Source organism: Bradyrhizobium sp. 147, assembly GCF_023073935.1.
Taxonomy (GTDB): domain Bacteria; phylum Pseudomonadota; class Alphaproteobacteria; order Rhizobiales; family Xanthobacteraceae; genus Bradyrhizobium.
Genome location: NZ_JADPKL010000011.1, coordinates 54282 through 72148 on the forward strand (window position 1 = coordinate 54282; position 17867 = coordinate 72148).

Here is a 17867-nt window from a genome sequence, read left to right on the forward strand (position 1 = left end):
CGTCCACGATCTTGTGAGTGTAGTGTGCGCGTCCTCAAGCCATCGAACCGCCGCGCGGGTTGACGATCGTGTACCCTCGCAATGAACGCGCATGGATCCGCGTCGCGTGCCCGCCCGAGTTGGCGTCATAGGCCATCCAGACGTCGCCCCCGAGGTGCTGCTCCAGAACGAAAACGTGTCCTCGTCGTGCAGCAACCATTCCTGGTGCGGGCGATGTCCGCGGAAAGCGCAGCCAATTGGCCGCAAGATTCAATTCCGGCACGATACGGCCGAACACGCGCAGAGCCGCGCCGCAGCCGCAGAAGGACGAAGGGCAACCGACCGGACGGCCACCGATAATGTGCGCGCCGGATACACCGGAGACGGTCGCCGTGGCGGCACCCTCTGCATCAGTCACTGTCAGTTGCGTCGAGCGGTAGGCTTGTAGAGAAGACCTGGAAATGAGTGAAGATCTGGAAGTCAGTGAGGACCTGGAAGTCCGCTCGTTTCGCGTTCTCGAATACGAGAAGTCGCAGGGCATGGTGACATTGCATTCAGCGGCTTGATGAATGCGATAAGGCCGGGCTTCCGAAGCGACAGAACCTAGAACAAGGAAGACGCACGCAGAAAATACTCGCTTGAACATTGCAGGACTCCAAATGAGAGACCCTGCCCCGGACAACGAGAAACCAATAACAGTTTGGCTGAAATGGGCCAAAAGAGCGGCTAAAAACGGCCGCATTGCGCGACACAACCTGCAATCGTCGTCGCCTAAACGTAGCGACTGAGATAATTAACTCGCAGCGCACGAATGCCCGCTCAGCAGGTCAAGCTTACGGCATGCAACCAAGTGCAGTCCGGAACTGGAGCGTTGCGGAGGCACTTGATTGGCCAACATCCGGTGCGCACCCTGCCGCTCACTGCATCATAGCTGCCCTGCACACCCTTGACGCGGCAGAGAGCCGGTGGGCCAGCACGGACCCCGCCGAGCCGCCGCGCCCCATAATGAAGTCATACACGATTGGCGCGTCCTCTCGTTCTTGCCCGGAAGCGTAGCGCGTCTTGTTTTGAGGTCACGCCATGGCTGCCGCGACAAGGTTGTCGCGCACTCGCGATGATGGCTGAACATCACGGCCTGATCGAAAAGTTCTCCGGCGGCCCTGGCTTGCGCAGCGGCTCGGCGAGGCGCGCGAACTCGCACAGCAGCGACCGCGTCTTTCTGGGATCGATGATCTCCTCGACCCAGAATTTTTCGGCAGAGCGGAACGGCGAACGCAGTTTGTTGAGGCGCGCCTCGATCTCCTTCAGCTTCCCGGCCTGGTCCTCGGCCGCGTCGATATCGGCGCGGTAGGCGGCTTCGATGCCGCCCTCGAGCGGGAGCGAACCCCAATAGGCGGACGGCCAGGCGTAGCGGATCGAGAAACGATCGGCGGGCTGATGCACGACGCCGGCCACGCCGAAGGCGTTGCGCAGGATCATTGTGCACCAGGGCACGGTGGTCTGGTTGACTGCGGCCATGGCGCGGACGCCGTGGCGGATGGTGGCCGCCTTCTCGGCGTCGAGGCCGATCATGAAGCCCGGGCAGTCCATGAGATAGACGATCGGCAGGTGGAAGGTCTCGGCGAAGTCGACCCAGCGCGCCACCTTCTGGCAGGCATCCGCCGTCCAGGAGCCGCCATAGTGAAAACTGTCGCTGGCGAGCAGCAGCACCGCCCTGCCCTCGAGCCGGGCAAGACCGACGATAACAGGCTTACCGAAATTCTTTGCGACCTCGAAGAACGAGCCCTTGTCGACCACGGCGTCGATGATCGGGCGCATCTTATAGACCTGCTTGCGGTTGCGCGGCACCGCGCTCAGCAGCGCTTCCTCGGCGCGTTCCGGATCGTCGGTGCACGGCAAGGTCGGCGGCAGTTCGTACACCGAGGACGGCAGATAGGACAGGAAACGCCGCGCGCAGGCAAACGCCTCCTCCTCGGTCTCGACCGCATGATCGACCGCACCGGCGCGGGTCTGGATGTCGGCGCCGCCAAGTTCTTCCTTCGAGAGGTCCTGCCCCAGCGCCTTCACCACCGGTGGGCCCGCAACGAACATCGCGGACTTTCGGGTCATGATGGAATAGTGGCTGGCGGCAAGACGCGCAGCACCGAGCCCCGCGACCGACCCGAGGCCGAGCGCGACGACCGGTACGCGCGACAAATTCTCCGTCGTGAAGCGATACCACCGCGTGCCACCGATGCCGCCCGGCAGATTGGCCGCGCCCTTGGTCTCGATGGTCTTGACCGAGCCGCCGCCGCCGGAGCCTTCGATGATGCGGATGATGGGCAGCCGGAAGTCGTGCGCCATTTCCTCCGCCATCAGCGGCTTGGCCGAGATCGACGCGTCCGCCGAGCCGCCGCGCACCGTGAAATCGTCGCCGACCACGACCACGGTGCGGCCGTCGACGCGTGCGCGACCGAACACGCAGTTCGCCGGCGTCAGCTTCTGCAACTCGCCGCTGGAATCGTACTCACCGATGCCGGAGACCGCACCGATTTCGTGAAAGCTGCCTTTGTCGATCAGTCCGCCGATTCGCTCCCGAACAGTCAGCCGGCCCTGGTCATGCTGTCGCTTGACCTTGTCAACGCCGCCCATCTCCCGCGCGAAGGCTTCGCGCCGGGCTAGCTCGTCGAGTTCCGGCTTCCAGTTCATTCACTCCCTCCGAGTTGATCGGCTTGTTGTTGTTATGCACGGCCATGGCGACCGGTCTACGCGAGATACGGTTGTTAAAGGCGTCGCCCTCCGCGCCCTCCATCAGGCTGCCGAGCGAGCGGCCGAGCGCGAGCATCAACGGGGCGACTTCGTCATGAAGCCGCTGCTCGTCATACATTGCGGCCAAAAGACCGATCGTGACGACCACGAAGGTCTGATACTGCGGCGACCAGATCGGCACAGCGAGTCCGTTGATGTGCGGGCTCCAGAGGCCGCAGGCCACGACATAGCCGCGCTCGCGCAGCGATTGCCGGTTGGCCTCGATGCGGGGTTTGAGAATCTTCGCAGCCTCGGGCGCTTCCCGCTCCATGTCCGCAATGAAGGCGTCGCCCATCTCGGGCGCCAGCGCCGCGGTGTAGGCCGCGCCCGCGGCGGTCGAAGCCATCGAGATGCGGCTGCCGGTGCCCTCGTGCAGGCCGAGTGCGGTCGCTGAGCGCGCGAACTGAAGATAAACAAGATGGAAACGATCGGGAACGACGAAGCCGACCGTGCCCGGAACCTGCTCGGCGACTTCCTGAAGCCGCTGGCGGATCATGCTGCGCAGCTGCGCGCCCTTCATCATCGAAGCGCTCATCGCCACCGCGCTCGGGCCGATGCGATATTTCTGGTCGCGCGGCAGATACACAAGCTGGCCCATGCGGGTCAGCGTGTGCGTGAGCCGCGACACCGTCGAGCGCGGCAGACCGCAGCGATTTGAAATCTCGAGATTGCCGAGCCTGCTATCGTGGCCCTCGAAGCATCGCAGCACGTCGAACGCGCGCGATACCACCTGGATGACATCACCCTCACCGGCATCGCCGGCGAGCGCACCTTGCCTACTCAACCGCTCCGAACGTCGTCCCATGATCCCTACCGTTTGTTCCGCTCTGCGGAATTAAATTCCACTTGCAGACGACGCTACCTCAGGCATTTTGCGACGACAACAAAAAGGCGATGGCATGCCAGAAATTAAAATCGTTACCGAAGTCGCGGGCCGTATCTGCGCGACTCCCGTGCAAGTTGGAGGAACCGTCGCGGATGGCGATGACGTTGTGGTCGTCGAAGCCATGAAAATGGAAATACCGGTGCCATCGCCCGCGAGCGGCACGATCACATCACTGTTGGTGAAGCTCGACGACGTCGTTGCCGAGGGACAAGCGATCGCGATCGTCGCAAGCTGAGTGCATGGGGCCGTCATTTCCGCGACAATCTGTCAGTCGCATTGCGGCATTCGCGAGACGGCGTTGCCATCGCCCGATCCCGGTGACATGATCCGATTCAAGCAAAAAGTTCTTCGCGGCAAACGCGAGGATGATGGAGGGAAACATGCATCGTGGGCTGCTCGTGCTCGCGCCTGCCTTGGTGGCGGGCATTTCTTTTGCGTCTACACGCTACGCGTTCGCCGAGGACATCAAGCTGCCGGCGACATTGACGTTCACCGCCTATGACACCGGCACCGCCGGCTTCAACATCGCAGTCGGCGTCGGCAAGATGATGAAGGACAAATACGGCACCGACGTGCGCGTGCTCCCCGCCGGCAACGACGTCGCCCGCCTCGCGCCGCTCCGCGCCAAGCGTGCGGCCTCCGCGGCGATGGGATCTGGCACCTATTTCGCGCAGGAAGGCGTATTCGAGTTCGGATCGAAGGAATGGGGACCGCAGCCGCTCCAGATCCTGCTCTCAACCGTCGACTGCAATTGCGGCTCGCTCGGCGTCGCCGCCGACACCGGCGTGAAGGAGCTGAAAGATCTCAGGGGCAAGCGTGTCGGCTTCGTCGTCGGCTCGCCGGCGCTGAATCAGAACTCGCTCGCAGTGCTCGCCTTCGCAGGGCTGACGCAGAAGGATGTCAAGGTGGTCGAGTTCGCCAGCTACGGCGCGATGTGGAAAGGCCTGATCAACAACGACGTCGATGCTGCTTTCGGCACCACCATCACCGGTCCTGCCAAGGAAGCCGAGACTTCACCGCGCGGGCTGATCTGGCCGCCGCTCCCCGCCAAGGACAAGGAGGGCTGGGCGCGGATGCAGAAGGTCGGCTCGTTCTTCTTCCCGCAGCTTGCGACCTGCGGCGCCGGCATCTCGCCGGACAAGCCGGTCGAGCTCGGCAACTATCCCTACCCGATCTTCGTCGCCTATGCCTCGCAACCGGCCGATCAGGTCTATGCGATCACGAAGGCGATGATCGTGAACTACGACGTCTACAAGGATTCCGCGCCCGGCGCCGGCGGGCTTGCCGCCGACCGGCAAACCAAGAACTGGGTGGTGCCGGTGCATCCCGGCGCGGTGAAGGCGCTGAAGGAAGCCGGACAGTGGACCGACGCGCAGGAAACGCACAACAACAAGCTGATCAAGCGGCAAGAGGTGCTTGGCGCAGCGTGGGCGGAGTACGGCAAATCCAATCCGCCATCGGATGACAAGGCGTTCCTCGACGGCTGGATGAAGGCCCGCGCCGCTGCGCTCGCCAAGGCCGACATGCCGAACGGGTTCGAGGATTAGAACAGGATCATGTCTTCTACTTCAGTCTCCACCGGCCCGCAGGACGAGGCCAAGCGGATCGTGTTCGACGATCCGCACGGCGCTGCCGGCAACATGCAGGAGGCGGAGGTCACGCGCGTGCGCACGTTGCGCGGCGCCTGGCGCTGGACGTTAGTAGTCGCGACGGCGGCAACCATCCTGCTCTGCATCAACCAGCAATTCTCGCTGCGCTTCTTCGTCGGCTATACCCAGCTCAACACCGAATACTTTTATCTTCTGATAGGGTTGATGCTGCCGTTCACCTTCCTGATCTTCCCTGGGACTGAACGCGCGCCGCTCGACCGGATTCCCTGGTACGACCTCGTCCTGTTCGTCGCGACCTTCGCGGCGGCGCTGATGCTAATGTCGAATGTGCGCAAGGCGGCGGAGGCCGGCTGGGAGTTCGGTGGGGCGCCCAACGGCGTGATCGCGGCGGGCCTCGTGATGTGGGTGATGCTGATGGAGGCGCTGCGCCGCACCGGCGGCTGGAGCCTGCTGCTGAGCGTCCTGCCCTTCACCGTCTATCCGCTGTTCGCCGAGGCCGCCTGGCTCGGCCCGTTCCGCGGCACCCAATCGACGCTCGAGCAAGCAACCGCCTACCACGTGCTCTCCGGCGAGAGCCTGCTCGGCATTCCCATTCAGGCTTTCGCCGACACCGTGATCGGCTTCCTCGTGTTCGGCACCGCGCTGATGATGACGGGAGCAGGAAAATTCTTCATCAACCTCGCCTTCGCACTGTGCGGCACCTTCCGCGGCGGCGCGGCGAAAGTCTGCATCTTTGCCAGCGGCCTGCTCGGCATGATGTCGGGCTCGATCATCTCCAACGTGCTCACCGCCGGCACCATGACCATTCCTGTCATGAAGAAGAGCGGTTTTCGCGCGTCCTATGCCGGTGCGATCGAGGCCTGCGCCTCGACCGGCGCGGTGCTGGCGCCGCCGGTAATGGGCGCGACCGCTTTCGTGATCGCGCAGTTCCTCAATGTCAGCTACGCCGATGTCGCGGTCGCCGCGATCATTCCGGCGACGCTCTACTACATCGGCCTGTTCATGCAGGTCGACGCCTACGCGGCGCGCCACGGCCTGAAGGGGATTCCGCGCGCCGAGCTGCCCCGCATTATGGATACGATCAAGGACGGCTGGTACTACGTCTTCGTCATCGCACTTTTGGTCGTGATGCTGCTCTACTTCAAGCGCGAGAGCCACGCGCCGTTTTACGCTACCCCGCTACTGCTGGTGCTCAACCAGTTCTTCTCCAAGGACACGCGCTGGACGTTTGCGACCATCAGCAAGTTCCTCGAGATCAACGGCCGCACCTTCGTCGAGCTGGTCGGCATTCTCGCCGGCTGCGGCCTGCTGATCGGCGCGTTCTCGATGACCGGCGTGGTGTCGAGCCTTGCCAACGACCTCCTGCACATTGCCGGCGACAATGCCTTCCTGCTGCTCGGCATGTGCGCGCTGACCAGCCTGATCCTCGGCCTCGGCCTGACGACGACGGCCTGCTACATCTTCCTCGCCATCCTGGTCGCGCCCGCGCTGGAGAAGCTCGGGCTCAATCGCATGGCCGTACACATGTTCATCTTCTATTGGGGCATGCTGTCGTCGATCACGCCGCCGGTCGCCATCGCCTCGTTCGCGGCCGCCGGCATTGCCGGCTCGCCGGCGATGAAGACCGGGTGGGAATCCATGTGGGTCGGCAGCATCATCTATTTTCTGCCGTTCTTCTTCGTGCTCAATCCGGTGCTGGTGCTGCAAGGGCCGAGCCCGTACCTCGCCGGCCTCGGCCTGATGGGGCTTGCCGCGTTCGGCACGCTGTTCATCTGCGGCGGCATCCAGGGCTACCAGCCTTTCGTCGGCGACCTCCGCGGTGCCGGCGCGCTGGAATGGCCGATTCGCATGCTGCTCGTGATCGGCGGGTTCGTGGTCGCGACTCCCGGCGGCGGGATCATGCCGCTGTCGCAGATGCAGGTGACGCTGCTTGGTCTTGCGATCCTCGTGCCCACGACTTTGCTCGCGCTTCTCCTGGTTCGCCGGCACACCATCGTGCCGGACGGGTTGCGCGCGCCCTGATTGCGTTGCACAAGTGAGGCGATGAAGCCGCACTCGTCCGCCGCCTCCGCCTGGACCCGCTCGAAACCGCCCTTGCTGCGGTTTCTGGACAATTGCCTCAACGAATTCTCTGCCGAGACCTCGGGCAGCGTTGCCGACTACATCCCCGAGCTGAGCAAGGCCGACCCTGCCCATTTCGGCATCAGCCTTGCGACCCTGGACGGGCATGTCTACGAAGTCGGCGACAGCCGAATGCCCTTCACCATCCAGTCGATGTCAAAACCGTTCGTGTTCGCGCTGGCGCTGGACCTTTTGGGAGCAGGCAAGGTCGAAAGCGCGATCGGTGTCGAACCTTCCGGCGATCCCTTCAACTCGATCCGACTCAATTCGGAGAACCATCCCTTCAACCCGATGGTCAATGCCGGCGCAATCGCCTGCACGGGGCTTATCCACGACAGCAGGGGCGCGGCCGCTTTCGAGCAGATCCGCCTTGCGCTCAGCCGTTTCGCCGGACGCGATCTCGCCGTCGATGAGGCCGTCTATGCTTCGGAAAGCCAGACCGGCGACCGCAACCGGGCCATCGGCTATCTCCTCAAGACCAACGCCGTGATCTCCGACGACGTCGCGGCCGTGCTCGACGTCTATTTCCGGCAATGCGCCGTGCTGGTCACGGCGCGCGACATCGCGGTGATGGCGGCCACGCTCGCCAATCGCGGCATCAATCCGGTCACCGGCGAGCAGGTGCTGACGTCCTACGCGATCTCGCGCACGCTCTCCGTGATGACCTCCTCGGGCATGTACGATTATGCCGGCGAATGGATCTACCGGATCGGCATTCCCGCCAAAAGCGGTGTCGGCGGCGGCATCCTCGCCGCACTCCCTGCCCGGCTCGGCCTCGGCAGCTATTCGCCCAAGCTCGACAACCACGGCAACAGCGTGCGCGGCATCAAGGTTTGCGAGGCGCTGTCCTCGCATTACGATCTGCACATGCTCAACCGCAGCGACGACGCGCGCAACGCCGTCATCGCCGATTACGATATCGGCAGGAGCCCGTCGCGACGCGTGCGCCGGCCCCAGGAGCGCGAGATTCTTTCCGCGCATGAGCAGGAGGTGCGGGTCATCGAGCTGGTCGGAACGCTGTCGCTGTCGGCCGTCGACTACGTCTCGCGCCGGCTTGCAGGCCGTCCGCGGCCGCAATTCGTGATCTTCGATCTGCACCGCGTCACCTCCACCACGCGCGCCGGAGCGCGGCTAATCGCCGAAGCGTTCGAAGAGCTCGCCGCACTCAACGTCACGGTGGTGCTGTCGGGCGTCAGGCGCGCCTCCAAGGAATGGGACAGCTTGCGGGAATGGACGGCGGAGCTGAAGAACGTCCGCGACTTCTACCTGCTCGACACCGCGATCGAATGGGCCGAAGACCAGATCGTCTACCGCTATGGCGGCTCGATCGACTTCCACGAGACCACCGAGCTTACCGAGCAACCGCTGCTCGCGGGGCTGAGCGAGGACGAGCTGAGCGATCTCGCCGCAATCTGCACCGTCAGGAGTTATCCGTCCGGCGCCAAAATCGTCAAAACCGGCGATCCCGCCGATGCCGTGTTCTTCCTGCGCAGCGGCGCGGTGCACGTCACGCTGCCCGATGGTGTCAGGCTGGCAACGCTCACGGCAGGCATGGCCTTTGGCGAGATGGCGCTGCTGGAACCAACGCGGTCCGCCGACGTATTCGCCGACATGGCGGCGACCGCGTTCGAAGTGGCCTTGAAGGATTTCGAGCGCTTCCGCGAGCAGCACCCGCGCGCCAGCGAGCGCATCATGCGCAATCTGGCGCAGCTATTGGCCGACCGTCTGATCGTGGCGAACGCGAAGGTGGATATTTTGACATCGACGTAGCGCTGGGCGAGGTTCTTCGCCTCTCCGCGACCGGGAGAGGTGATCCGAACCGGCTCAGCGGCTCGCGGCCTCGCTTAGGCGCCGGTTGATCCTGGCTGCGCTCGCCTTGAGCACGTCGGATGGCTGCTGGCCAGTGGCCGCACACAGGCACGCCCAGTAGTAGACGACATCGCCGAGTTCATCGACGAGACCCGCCTGATCCAGCCAGCCGTCGCGGAGCAGCTTCTTGATGTGATCGGCGACCTCGCCGGCTTCGCCGGCAAGGCCAAGGCCGAGATAGGACAGCCGCTCGTTGGACGGATGCTCTTCGACTTTCCCAATGCGCGCGGCCCAGGCCGCATATTCATCGATCGTCATCGGCATCCCTCGCCGCTCCTAAGAATCAGCCCACCACTTCCGTGACCGGCTGAAGATCGATCTCGAAGGTCTCCAAAAACTTTGACGTCATGATGTAGAAGCCGACCGAGAGCTGGAGCTCGATCAGCGCGGCCGGCGTCAGCTTCGACGCGATCGCCTTGAAGGTCGCGTCCGCGGGTTTGTTCAACTTCACGATCTCGTCCGTGAACGCGAGCGCGGCGCGCTGCACCTCGTTGAAGCAACTCGCGGCTTGCCAATTCTCAAGCGCCTCGTTCTGCTCGTCGGTGACCCCGACATTCTTGCCGATGCGCTTGTGCGCGACGATCTCGTACGGCGCCTCGCACAGAATACCGGTGCGTGTGATTGCAAGCTCGCGCACCACCGGATCGAGCTCACCCTTGTGGCGGATGGCGCCTCCCAAGCGGCAATACTGCTCGAAATAGCTCGGCGAGTGCGCCATCATGAGGAAAATGTTGGCGTTGCGGTTCTTGTCGAGGATTTCGCGGGTGCGGTCGGAGGCCTTCGACGGGTCGCTGTAATTGATGCGGGCCATGATTTTCCTGAAGTCTTCTCGGAGATTTTGATGCTTTTTGTCGTTGCCGGCGAGAGCTCCCCGAAACTCTATTCTTGCGCTGACGCAGGAGCAACATCATCGAGTCAAATTGCCGCCGCATTGCTGATCGACCTTGACACAGTCGATATTCGCCGCGTGGGGACAGATCGCGGCGGATACTCGTAAGTGGGGTGTTCCGAGTAAAACAATTGGCCGTCGGGTGCGCTAGCCGCACATCGATGAGTCACGCCCAAGTCTAGGGAGAAAAAGGCATGAAGGAAGCCATCAAGGGGGCGGCCTCGGGAGCGCTCGCGCATATGCTGGCGGTGACGGCCATGCTCGTCATCGCCAGCATCTTGTTCTACGGGCGTTAGAGCATGATCCGGAAAAGTGTGTAGCGGTTTTCCCTCGCGACAAACGCGGAAGGCGTTCGCGCGGAGATCATGCTCAAACAATAACCTAAAGCGCGATGACGATTTATCCTAATCTCATCGCGCTTTAGTCGGAGGTTTAGAGTTTTCGTCATTCCGGGGTGGCGCCTCGCACAGCGCCAGGCCCAGAATCCCGTTCCAGGCCCGGTCCTTTGGACCGCCCCCGAATGACGAATCCCGCTACTCTCTCATGCCTCTTTGGTGAAGAACGGCACGAGCTTTCCGGCAAAGAGCCTGAAGCTCGCGGTGACGGAATCGCCGATGGCCAGCCCGGCCTCGCCGTGCGCCATCAGGCGAAAACCCTCATCGCAATCGACCAGCAGGATGTTGTAGGGCACCTGCGCGCGCGTCTCGGGCGTTGCGGCGCGGCAGACCAGCGAGGTCGCGTAGACCCTGCCCTTGCCGCTGGCGCGCTCTTCGTGCGGATCGGACACGCCGCAGGCGGCGCAGAAGGCGCGGTGGAAATACTGCACATGGCCGCAGGCGGCGCAGGTTTGATAGGTGATAGCCTGTTCGCCCTTGGTCCAGTCGCCCAGACGCTCGCTCATCGCACCCGCTCCAGGAACATGCTCACATGGGACGACAGCACGCCGCCGTCGCCGTGCAAGAGCGCGATTGAGGCATCGCGCACCTGCCGATTCGCCGCCCGTCCCGTCATCTGCAGATGCGTCTCGACCAGATGCGCCATGGCGCCCCCGACGCCGCAATGGCCGTAGCTGAGCAGGCCACCATGGGTGTTCAGCGGCATCGCGCCGTCGCGGTTGAAATGGCCCGATCGTACACGGGCTGCAGCCTCGCCGCGGCCGGCGAGGCCGAGGTCCTCCAGCAGCATCGCGAGCGTGATCGTAAAGCTGTCGTAGATGGCGGCGTAGCGCACGTCCGAGATCGCAAGGCCCGTCGCCTCCTTGGCGCGCGCGATCGATATTTCTGCGCCGAGTTCGCTGAGGCCGGGTGCGGCCGTGACATGCTGATGGGTGTGGGCCTGCGCGCAGCCACGGATGCGCACGCCCGCCTCCCCGGTCCGCTCGCCGCTGACGATGAATGCAGCGCCGCCGTCGGACACCGGACAGCAGTCGAGCAGCTTCAGCGGCATCGCCACCGGTTTCGAGGCCATGACGTCGGCGACCGTGATGGGATCATGGAATTGCGCGCCCGGATGGGTGCACGCATGCTTACGCATCAGCACCGCGAACTCGGCGAGATCCTCTTCGGTCACGCTGTATTCGTGCATGTAGCGGGTGGCGACCAGCCCATAATAGGCGGGAATTGTCGGGCCAAGCGGCACCTCGTAATCGGGATGGCCGACCTGCGCCAGCGCCTGGATCGCGGCGTCGCGGCTCTGGCCCGTAAGGCGGTTCTCGCCAGCGACCACGAGCACGTGGCGCGCGAGGCCTGCTTCGACGAGGTGATGTGCGAGCATCGTCATCGCGAGACCCGTGGCGCCGCCAACCTGGACGGCGTGGGCGTAAGCGGGGCGGATGCCAAAATGCTCGGCGAAGACGGTCGCCAGCATAATGTGCGGCGAAACGGTGGAGTAACCGCAGAGGATGCCATCGATCTCGGCGCGCTTCAGCCCGGCATCGTCGAGCGCAGCTTGCGCAGCCTTGCTCATCAGGTCGAGCGAGGATGAACCTTCGTGCTTGCCGTAAGGTGTGAGGCCGACGCCGGTGATGAAGCTCATGGGTCCTCTTCGTTATTTCCGGGCGTCCGAAGGGCCGAACCCGGAAGCTCGAGGATCCCGGGATCTCGCTTCGCGAGCCCCGGAATGATGGATGAGAGAGCCGTCGTCATCGTCGTTTCCCTACTCCGGCGCCGATCGCGTGACGCCGTCGCGGATCATGGCTGCGATCTCGTCGGCAGAATAGCCGATCTCGCGCAAAATCTCCGCGCCATGCTCGTTGAGCCGCGGCGCGAGCCGAACCGGCACCGCCTCCGTGTCCGACCAGGTGGCCGTCACCTTCATGCTGCGGATCGGCCCCTCGGTCGGATGGTTCACGACCGGGAAGAAATTCGTCGCTTCCAGGTGTGGATCGTGCAGGATCGATGCGAGGTCGTGCATCGGCATCACCGGCACGTCGGCCTTGGTCAGCAGGTCGATCCATTCGGCCGTGGTGCGCGTCTCAAAAATGCGCGCGAGCTCGGCATAGACGACGTCGATATTGGCAGCGCGGCCGGCGAAGGTTGCGAATTTGGGATCGGCGCGCAGATCGTCGCGCCCCGTCGCCTCAAAGAAGTTCTCCCACTGCTTGTCGTTGTAGACGATGACGCTGAGATAGCCGTCGGAAGTCTTGTAAGGCCTACGGTCGCGCGAGAGGTGGCGGGCGTAGCCGCCCTTGTCGAGCGGCGGCTCATAGGTGAGCCCGCCCATGTGATCGCCCATCACGAACCCGGCCATGGTTTCGAACATCGGGATGTCGACGCGCTGGCCGCGGCCGGTGCGGTCGCGATGCACGAGGCTGGCGCAGATCGCGCCCACCGCGGTGAGGCCGACGATGCGATCGACCAGCGCGTTGGGCACGTAGCGCGGGACGCCGTCGCCGGTCTGCACCATCAGCGCCGGCAGCCCGGTCGCTCCTTGAATCAGATCGTCATAGGCGGGTTTTGCGGCATAGGGCCCGTCCTGGCCGAAGCCGAAAACGCCGGCATAGACGAGACGTGGATTGATCTCGGAAACGACATCGTAGCCGAGTTGAAGCCGCGCCATCGCCTGCGGCCGGACATTGTAGACGAGAACGTCGGCGCCCCGAAGCAACCGCAGCACGGCATCGCGCCCCGCAGGCTTCTTCAGATCGAGGCAGATCGAGCGCTTGCTGCGGTTGGTGTTGAGGAACACCGGGCCCATGCCGGCGTGCCGCATCGGGCCGATCAGCCGGGTGACGTCCCCGTCGAGCGATTCCACCTTGACGACGTCGGCGCCGTAGTCGCCGAGCATCTGGGTTGCATAAGGCCCCATCAGCACGGTGGTCATGTCGATGACCTTGATGCCCTTCAGCGGCCCCATCGCTTGCTCCCGATTGCCCAGGGCTCAAACGCCCTGCGATGTCGGTTCAGCTAACGGCAGCGCCGTCGCTCGCGCAAGGGCAACCGGCGTATGGCGGCATGCATCGCGCGGCGATATCGACCGCTATTTCTTCTGGCGGGATTCGCGGATCTTGATGAGACGGTCGAGTTCGTCGTTCTGCTGATTGATGCGGTCGGCGATCCGCGACTCGTTCTGCTCACCCGAGGCGGCAGCGGCCTGCTCGATGAGCTGGCGGATATTGTCCTCGAGGATCGCGATGCGATGGTTCAGTGCGTCCATCGACAGCGAGTCTTCGTAGTCATTGCTCATGATGCATTTCCCGCAAAGTCAATCAGGAGCCGTAGGGTGGGCAAAGCGTAGCATGCCCACCGTCATCTAGCGCAAGAAAACAGGTGGACGCATGGCGCCTTTGCCCACCTTCAGGACTGAGCTTACTTCAACGGCTCCAGCACGGAAACGTAATTGGCGACCGCCGCACCGCCCATGTTGAAGATCCCGCCGAGTTTTGCGTTCTTGAGCTGCATGCCCTCGGGCGCCTGTCCCGCGAGCTGCATCGCGGTCATCACATGCATGGAGACGCCGGTGGCGCCAATCGGATGGCCTTTGGCCTTCAGGCCGCCGGACGGATTGACCGGCAGCTTGCCGTCCTTCAGCGTCCAGCCCTCCTTGATCGCGCGAGCACCCTGCCCCTTCGGCGTCAGGCCCATCGCTTCGTACTCGATCAGCTCGGCGACCGTGAAACAGTCATGGGTCTCGACGAAGGAGAGATCGGAGAGCGTCACGCCCGCCTTTTCCAACGCGCGCTGCCACGCCACGGTGCAGCCCTCGAACTGGAGGATGTCGCGCTTGCTCATCGGCAGGAAGTCCTGGGCGTGTGCGGTGGCGCGGAAGCCGATCGACTTGCTCATGCTCTTGGCGGTCTCGGCATCGGCCAGCACCAGCGCCGCGGCGCCGTCGGAGACCAGGGAGCAGTCGGTGCGCTTCAGGGGACCGGCGACATAGGGGTTCTTCTCGCTCTCGGCGCGGCAAAAGTCGAAGCCAAAATCCTTGCGCATCTGGGCGAAGGGATTGGCGACGCCGTTCTTATGGTTCTTGGCCGCGATCAGCGCCAGCGCATCCGACTGGTCGCCGTATTTCTGGAAATAGGAGCTGGCAATCTTGCCGAATACGCCGGCGAAGCCGCCGACCGTGTCGCCGTCCTCGGGCAGGTAAGACGCCTTGAGCAGGTTCTTGCCGATCTCGGGCCCCGGCGTGCGCGTCATCTGCTCGACGCCGACGACCAGCACGATCTTGGCGGCGCCTGCGGCAATCGCGCGCAGGCCCTGGTGCACGGCGGCTGAGCCGGTTGCGCAGGCGTTCTCGACCCGGGTCGCCGGCTTGAAGCGCAGCTTCGGGTCGGCCTGAAGCACCAGCGACGCGGTGAAATCCTGCGGCGAGAAGCCGGCGTTGAAATGGCCGAGCACGATCTCGTCGACATCGCCAGCCGAAATGCCGGCATCCGCCAGCGCCTCGTTGGCGACGCGCGTGACGAGGCTTTCAACGGTTTCGGTATCGAACTTGCCGAACGGCGTATGCGCCCATCCGACGATGCTGGCGGTCATGGTCATTTCTCCCTGGGGTCTCTTCCTGAGTTAAGTCTTAGCCCAGGGATGGCAAGACTTCACGCGGCTTTCAGGGCCTTGAGGGTACGCTGGCAGATGGCCGTTATGCCGGCCCAGTTCCCGGCCCTGATTTCGGCCGTCGGGCACAGCCAGGAACCGCCAACCGCGACCACATTGGGCTCGGCAAGCCAGGTCGCCGCATTGGCCTCACTGATGCCGCCGGTAGGGCAGAACCGCACGCTCGGGAAGGGCCCGCCGAGGGCGCGAAGGCCCTTGATGCCGCCGGCCTGCTCGGCCGGGAAGAATTTGGCGACGTCGAAGCCATGGGCCAGCGCCATCATCAGCTCGGAGGCGGTCGCGATGCCCGGCGCGAACGGCAGGGCGCTGTCGGCAGCGGCCTTCAGGAGGTCGGGGGTCAAGCCCGGGCTGATGCCGAACTTGACGCCGAGCTTTTCGACGCGGGTGAAGTCGGCCGCATTGAGAATTGTACCGATGCCGACGAGCGCCTCGGGGACCTCAGACATCATCGCCCTCGCTGCCTCGATCGCAACAGGAGTGCGCAGGGTCACCTCCAGCGTGCGGACGCCGCCGGCAACCAGCGCACGCGCCAGCGGCACCGCATCCTGGATACGATCGATGGTGAGGACGGGAATGACGGTCGCCGCCTTGAACAGCGCGACAAGGTGATTTTGTTGGGCACTCGTGGTCATCGTTGTGGTCGCTTCTTCACTTGGTCGCCTGGCGAGAGGCCGCCGGCCGGTGCCGCTTCTTCGGCGGCATGGCATAGCCCGGAATGATGGCGCCAGGATAGCAAATCACGAGGCTGGCGAGGCGATGCCCGGCCTGGGCGGCTTCGACCGGCTCCGATCCGGCGAGCCGGGCGGCGATATAGGCCGCGGCAAAGCTGTCGCCGGCTGCCGTGGTGTCCACCACCGGCTTGGTCATAGGCTCGGCGCGGACCTCGTCAGTGCCGCCGGGAAAGCGCAGGAGGCTCACCGGCTCGGCGAGGCGGAATACGAGTTCCGGAGAAGGGATGCGGGCGATCAGCTGCTCGTGGCTTTCGCCAGGATAGAGCGCGAGCAGGTCCTCGATCGAGGTCAGCACGATGTCGGCGGCCGCGAAGGCCGTGGCAAACACATCGCGCGCGACATCGCGGTCCGGCCAGCCGCGCGCGCGAAAATTGGTGTCGAACACGAAGCGGGTGCCGAGCAGGCGCGCGCGCTTGATCGCCGCGAACAGGCGCTCGCGTCCGGGCGCGTCGTAGATCGAGAGCGTGATCGCGGAGAGATAGACGATGTCGTAGCTCATCAGCGAGTTGAGCAGCTCGTCGGTCTCCGGCAAATTCATCAGCTGCCGCGCCGCCGCGCTGTCGCGCCAGTGGAAGAACTGGCGCTCGCCCTTTGCATCCAGCTGGATCATGTAGAGACCGGGCAGCTTGCCCGGCAACCGCACGACGCGCCGCGTGCCGACGCCCTCGGTAGTCCAGGCTGCGATCATCTCATCGCTTAGGGCATCATCGCCGAGCGCGGTGAGATAGTCGACTTTCACCTCGAGCCGCGCCAGGTACACCGCCGTGTTCAGGGTGTCGCCGCCGAAGCCGCGCGAGTACAGCCCGCCGCCCTGCCCTTGCGTCGCGGACGATCCGGTCGAATGTCCGCCCTGGGCCTGCCGGAGCTCGACCATGCATTCGCCGATGCAAGCAACGCTCGCCATCATATGACCCGCTCAGTGCGCGATCAGGCGACGAAATTGCCGCCGAGCTCGTCTTCGATGTGAATGCGGATGATGTCGTCGAAATTCTTCTCGGCGGTGGTGAAGCCGAGCTCGCGCGCGCGCTTCGCATCGAAATTGCGCGGCCAGCCGCCGACGATGCCGACGATGAAGGGATCGGGCTCGTGCTTGATGCGCGCGGCGACCTTCTCGCCCGCAACGCGCTTCAAGGCCGCGATCTGCTCGCCGACTGTCGCCGACAGGCCCGGCATGGTCAGATTGCGGCGTGGGCCGACGGTGGCGAGATCCATGGTGCCGGCGTGGAGCAGGAAGCCGACCGCGGAGCGTGGCGTGGCGTGCCAGTGACGGACGTCCTCGGACACCGGGAGGATCGCTTCCTTGCCGGCGAGCGGCTCGCGCAGGATGTTGGAGAAGAAGCCCGATGCCGCCTTGTTCGGCAGGCCCGGGCGGATGCAGATGGTCGGCAGGCGGATGCCGATGCCGTCGAGGAAACCGCGGCGAGAATAATCAGCGAGCAGGAGTTCGCCGATCGCCTTTTGCGTGCCGTAGCTGAGCAGCGGTGTGTGGAAGAATTCGTCGCCGATCGCGTCCGGAAACGGCGCGCCGAACACCGCGATCGAGGACGTGAACACTACGCGCGGCCTGTAGCCACCGCCGACGAGGCGGATGGCATCGAGCAGCATCCGCGTGCCGTCGAGATTGATGCGGTAGCCCTTCTCGAAGTCGAGCTCGGCTTCGCCGGAGACGATCGCGGCAAGATGGAAGATCACATCGGGACGGCCGGCGATCAGCTTTTCGGCTGCGCCCGGCACGGCGAAATCGCCGGACACGGTCTCGACGGGGAAGCCGGCCTGCTCTGGCTTCTTCGGCTCGACCACGTCGTGCATGGTCAATTTCGTGATGTCGCTCTTGCCGAGCCGGCCGTCGCGCAGCAGCCGTTCACAGAGTTTGCGGCCGACCATGCCGGCGGCGCCCAGAACCAGAATGTGCAAGAGCCTACTCCTTCTTATTGGCCGGAG

General features: G+C 64.3%; 17 protein-coding genes. 4 read left to right on the top strand and 13 right to left on the bottom strand.

All coding sequences use genetic code 11. From position 1 onward, the window contains the following. Positions 1-34: 34 nt before the first annotated feature. From IVA87_RS02840 to IVA87_RS02850, 3 genes are all read right to left on the bottom strand, one after another. Entirely contained in the window at positions 35-625 is a 591-nt protein-coding gene (locus IVA87_RS02840) for a hypothetical protein (RefSeq protein WP_247332670.1), read from the bottom strand. A 482-nt stretch (positions 626-1107) separates the two neighbouring features. Next, positions 1108-2667: a carboxyl transferase domain-containing protein gene (locus IVA87_RS02845; RefSeq protein WP_247304454.1), complete on the bottom strand. Its 1560-nt coding sequence runs from the start codon at positions 2665-2667 to the stop codon at positions 1108-1110. Next, on the bottom strand, positions 2597-3571 hold the full coding sequence (locus IVA87_RS02850) for a helix-turn-helix domain-containing protein (protein ID WP_247304456.1): 975 nt from the start codon (positions 3569-3571) through the stop codon (positions 2597-2599). Before IVA87_RS02850 ends, IVA87_RS02845 begins: the two co-directional genes overlap by 71 nt. Positions 3572-3665: 94 nt before the next feature. Between IVA87_RS02850 and IVA87_RS02855 the strand changes: the two genes are divergently transcribed. From IVA87_RS02855 to glsA, 4 genes are all read left to right on the top strand, one after another. Next, a complete protein-coding gene (locus tag IVA87_RS02855; RefSeq protein WP_011086715.1) occupies positions 3666-3887 on the top strand; it encodes a biotin/lipoyl-containing protein in 222 nt (73 codons plus the stop codon). A 145-nt stretch (positions 3888-4032) separates the two neighbouring features. After that, positions 4033-5199, top strand: coding sequence for a TAXI family TRAP transporter solute-binding subunit (locus IVA87_RS02860; RefSeq protein WP_247332672.1), 1167 nt, complete (start codon positions 4033-4035; stop codon positions 5197-5199). Between the two features lie 9 nt (positions 5200-5208). Beyond that, complete coding sequence (locus IVA87_RS02865; RefSeq protein WP_247332674.1) at positions 5209-7284, top strand: TRAP transporter permease; 2076 nt, start codon at positions 5209-5211, stop codon at positions 7282-7284. A gap of 21 nt (positions 7285-7305) precedes the next feature. Continuing rightward, the gene (glsA, locus tag IVA87_RS02870; protein WP_247332677.1) at positions 7306-9153 is read left to right on the top strand and encodes a glutaminase A; all 1848 of its coding nucleotides are present in this window, start codon (positions 7306-7308) and stop codon (positions 9151-9153) included. Positions 9154-9207: 54 nt separating this feature from the next. Here the strand turns inward: glsA and IVA87_RS02875 are convergent, their stop codons facing one another. The 10 genes from IVA87_RS02875 to denD all read right to left on the bottom strand — a co-directional run bounded on the left by IVA87_RS02875 (position 9208) and on the right by denD (position 17840). Beyond that, entirely contained in the window at positions 9208-9510 is a 303-nt protein-coding gene (locus IVA87_RS02875) for a nucleoside triphosphate pyrophosphohydrolase family protein (protein ID WP_247276979.1), read from the bottom strand. 25 nt (positions 9511-9535) lie between these two features. Further along, positions 9536-10063, bottom strand: coding sequence for a carboxymuconolactone decarboxylase family protein (locus tag IVA87_RS02880; RefSeq protein WP_247304464.1), 528 nt, complete (start codon positions 10061-10063; stop codon positions 9536-9538). A gap of 619 nt (positions 10064-10682) precedes the next feature. Then, positions 10683-11042 carry an OB-fold domain-containing protein gene (locus tag IVA87_RS02885; RefSeq protein WP_247304466.1) on the bottom strand — a complete coding sequence of 120 codons (360 nt, stop codon included), beginning with the start codon at positions 11040-11042 and terminating at the stop codon, positions 10683-10685. After that, positions 11039-12175: a thiolase family protein gene (locus tag IVA87_RS02890; RefSeq protein WP_247332679.1), complete on the bottom strand. Its 1137-nt coding sequence runs from the start codon at positions 12173-12175 to the stop codon at positions 11039-11041. The genes IVA87_RS02885 and IVA87_RS02890 overlap by 4 nt, the downstream gene beginning before the upstream one ends. Before the next feature lie 120 nt (positions 12176-12295). After that, the gene (locus IVA87_RS02895) at positions 12296-13495 is read right to left on the bottom strand and encodes a CoA transferase (RefSeq protein WP_247332681.1); all 1200 of its coding nucleotides are present in this window, start codon (positions 13493-13495) and stop codon (positions 12296-12298) included. 123 nt (positions 13496-13618) lie between these two features. Then, entirely contained in the window at positions 13619-13825 is a 207-nt protein-coding gene (locus IVA87_RS02900) for a hypothetical protein (protein ID WP_247276922.1), read from the bottom strand. Positions 13826-13947: 122 nt separating this feature from the next. After that, a complete protein-coding gene (locus tag IVA87_RS02905) occupies positions 13948-15117 on the bottom strand; it encodes an acetyl-CoA acetyltransferase (RefSeq protein ID WP_247304470.1) in 1170 nt (389 codons plus the stop codon). 59 nt (positions 15118-15176) lie between these two features. Beyond that, positions 15177-15827, bottom strand: coding sequence for a bifunctional 4-hydroxy-2-oxoglutarate aldolase/2-dehydro-3-deoxy-phosphogluconate aldolase (eda, locus tag IVA87_RS02910; protein ID WP_247304472.1), 651 nt, complete (start codon positions 15825-15827; stop codon positions 15177-15179). 16 nt (positions 15828-15843) lie between these two features. Next, positions 15844-16830 carry a sugar kinase gene (locus tag IVA87_RS02915; protein ID WP_247304616.1) on the bottom strand — a complete coding sequence of 329 codons (987 nt, stop codon included), beginning with the start codon at positions 16828-16830 and terminating at the stop codon, positions 15844-15846. Positions 16831-16853: 23 nt separating this feature from the next. Further along, positions 16854-17840: a D-erythronate dehydrogenase gene (denD, locus tag IVA87_RS02920; RefSeq protein ID WP_247304474.1), complete on the bottom strand. Its 987-nt coding sequence runs from the start codon at positions 17838-17840 to the stop codon at positions 16854-16856. Positions 17841-17867: the final 27 nt, after the last annotated feature.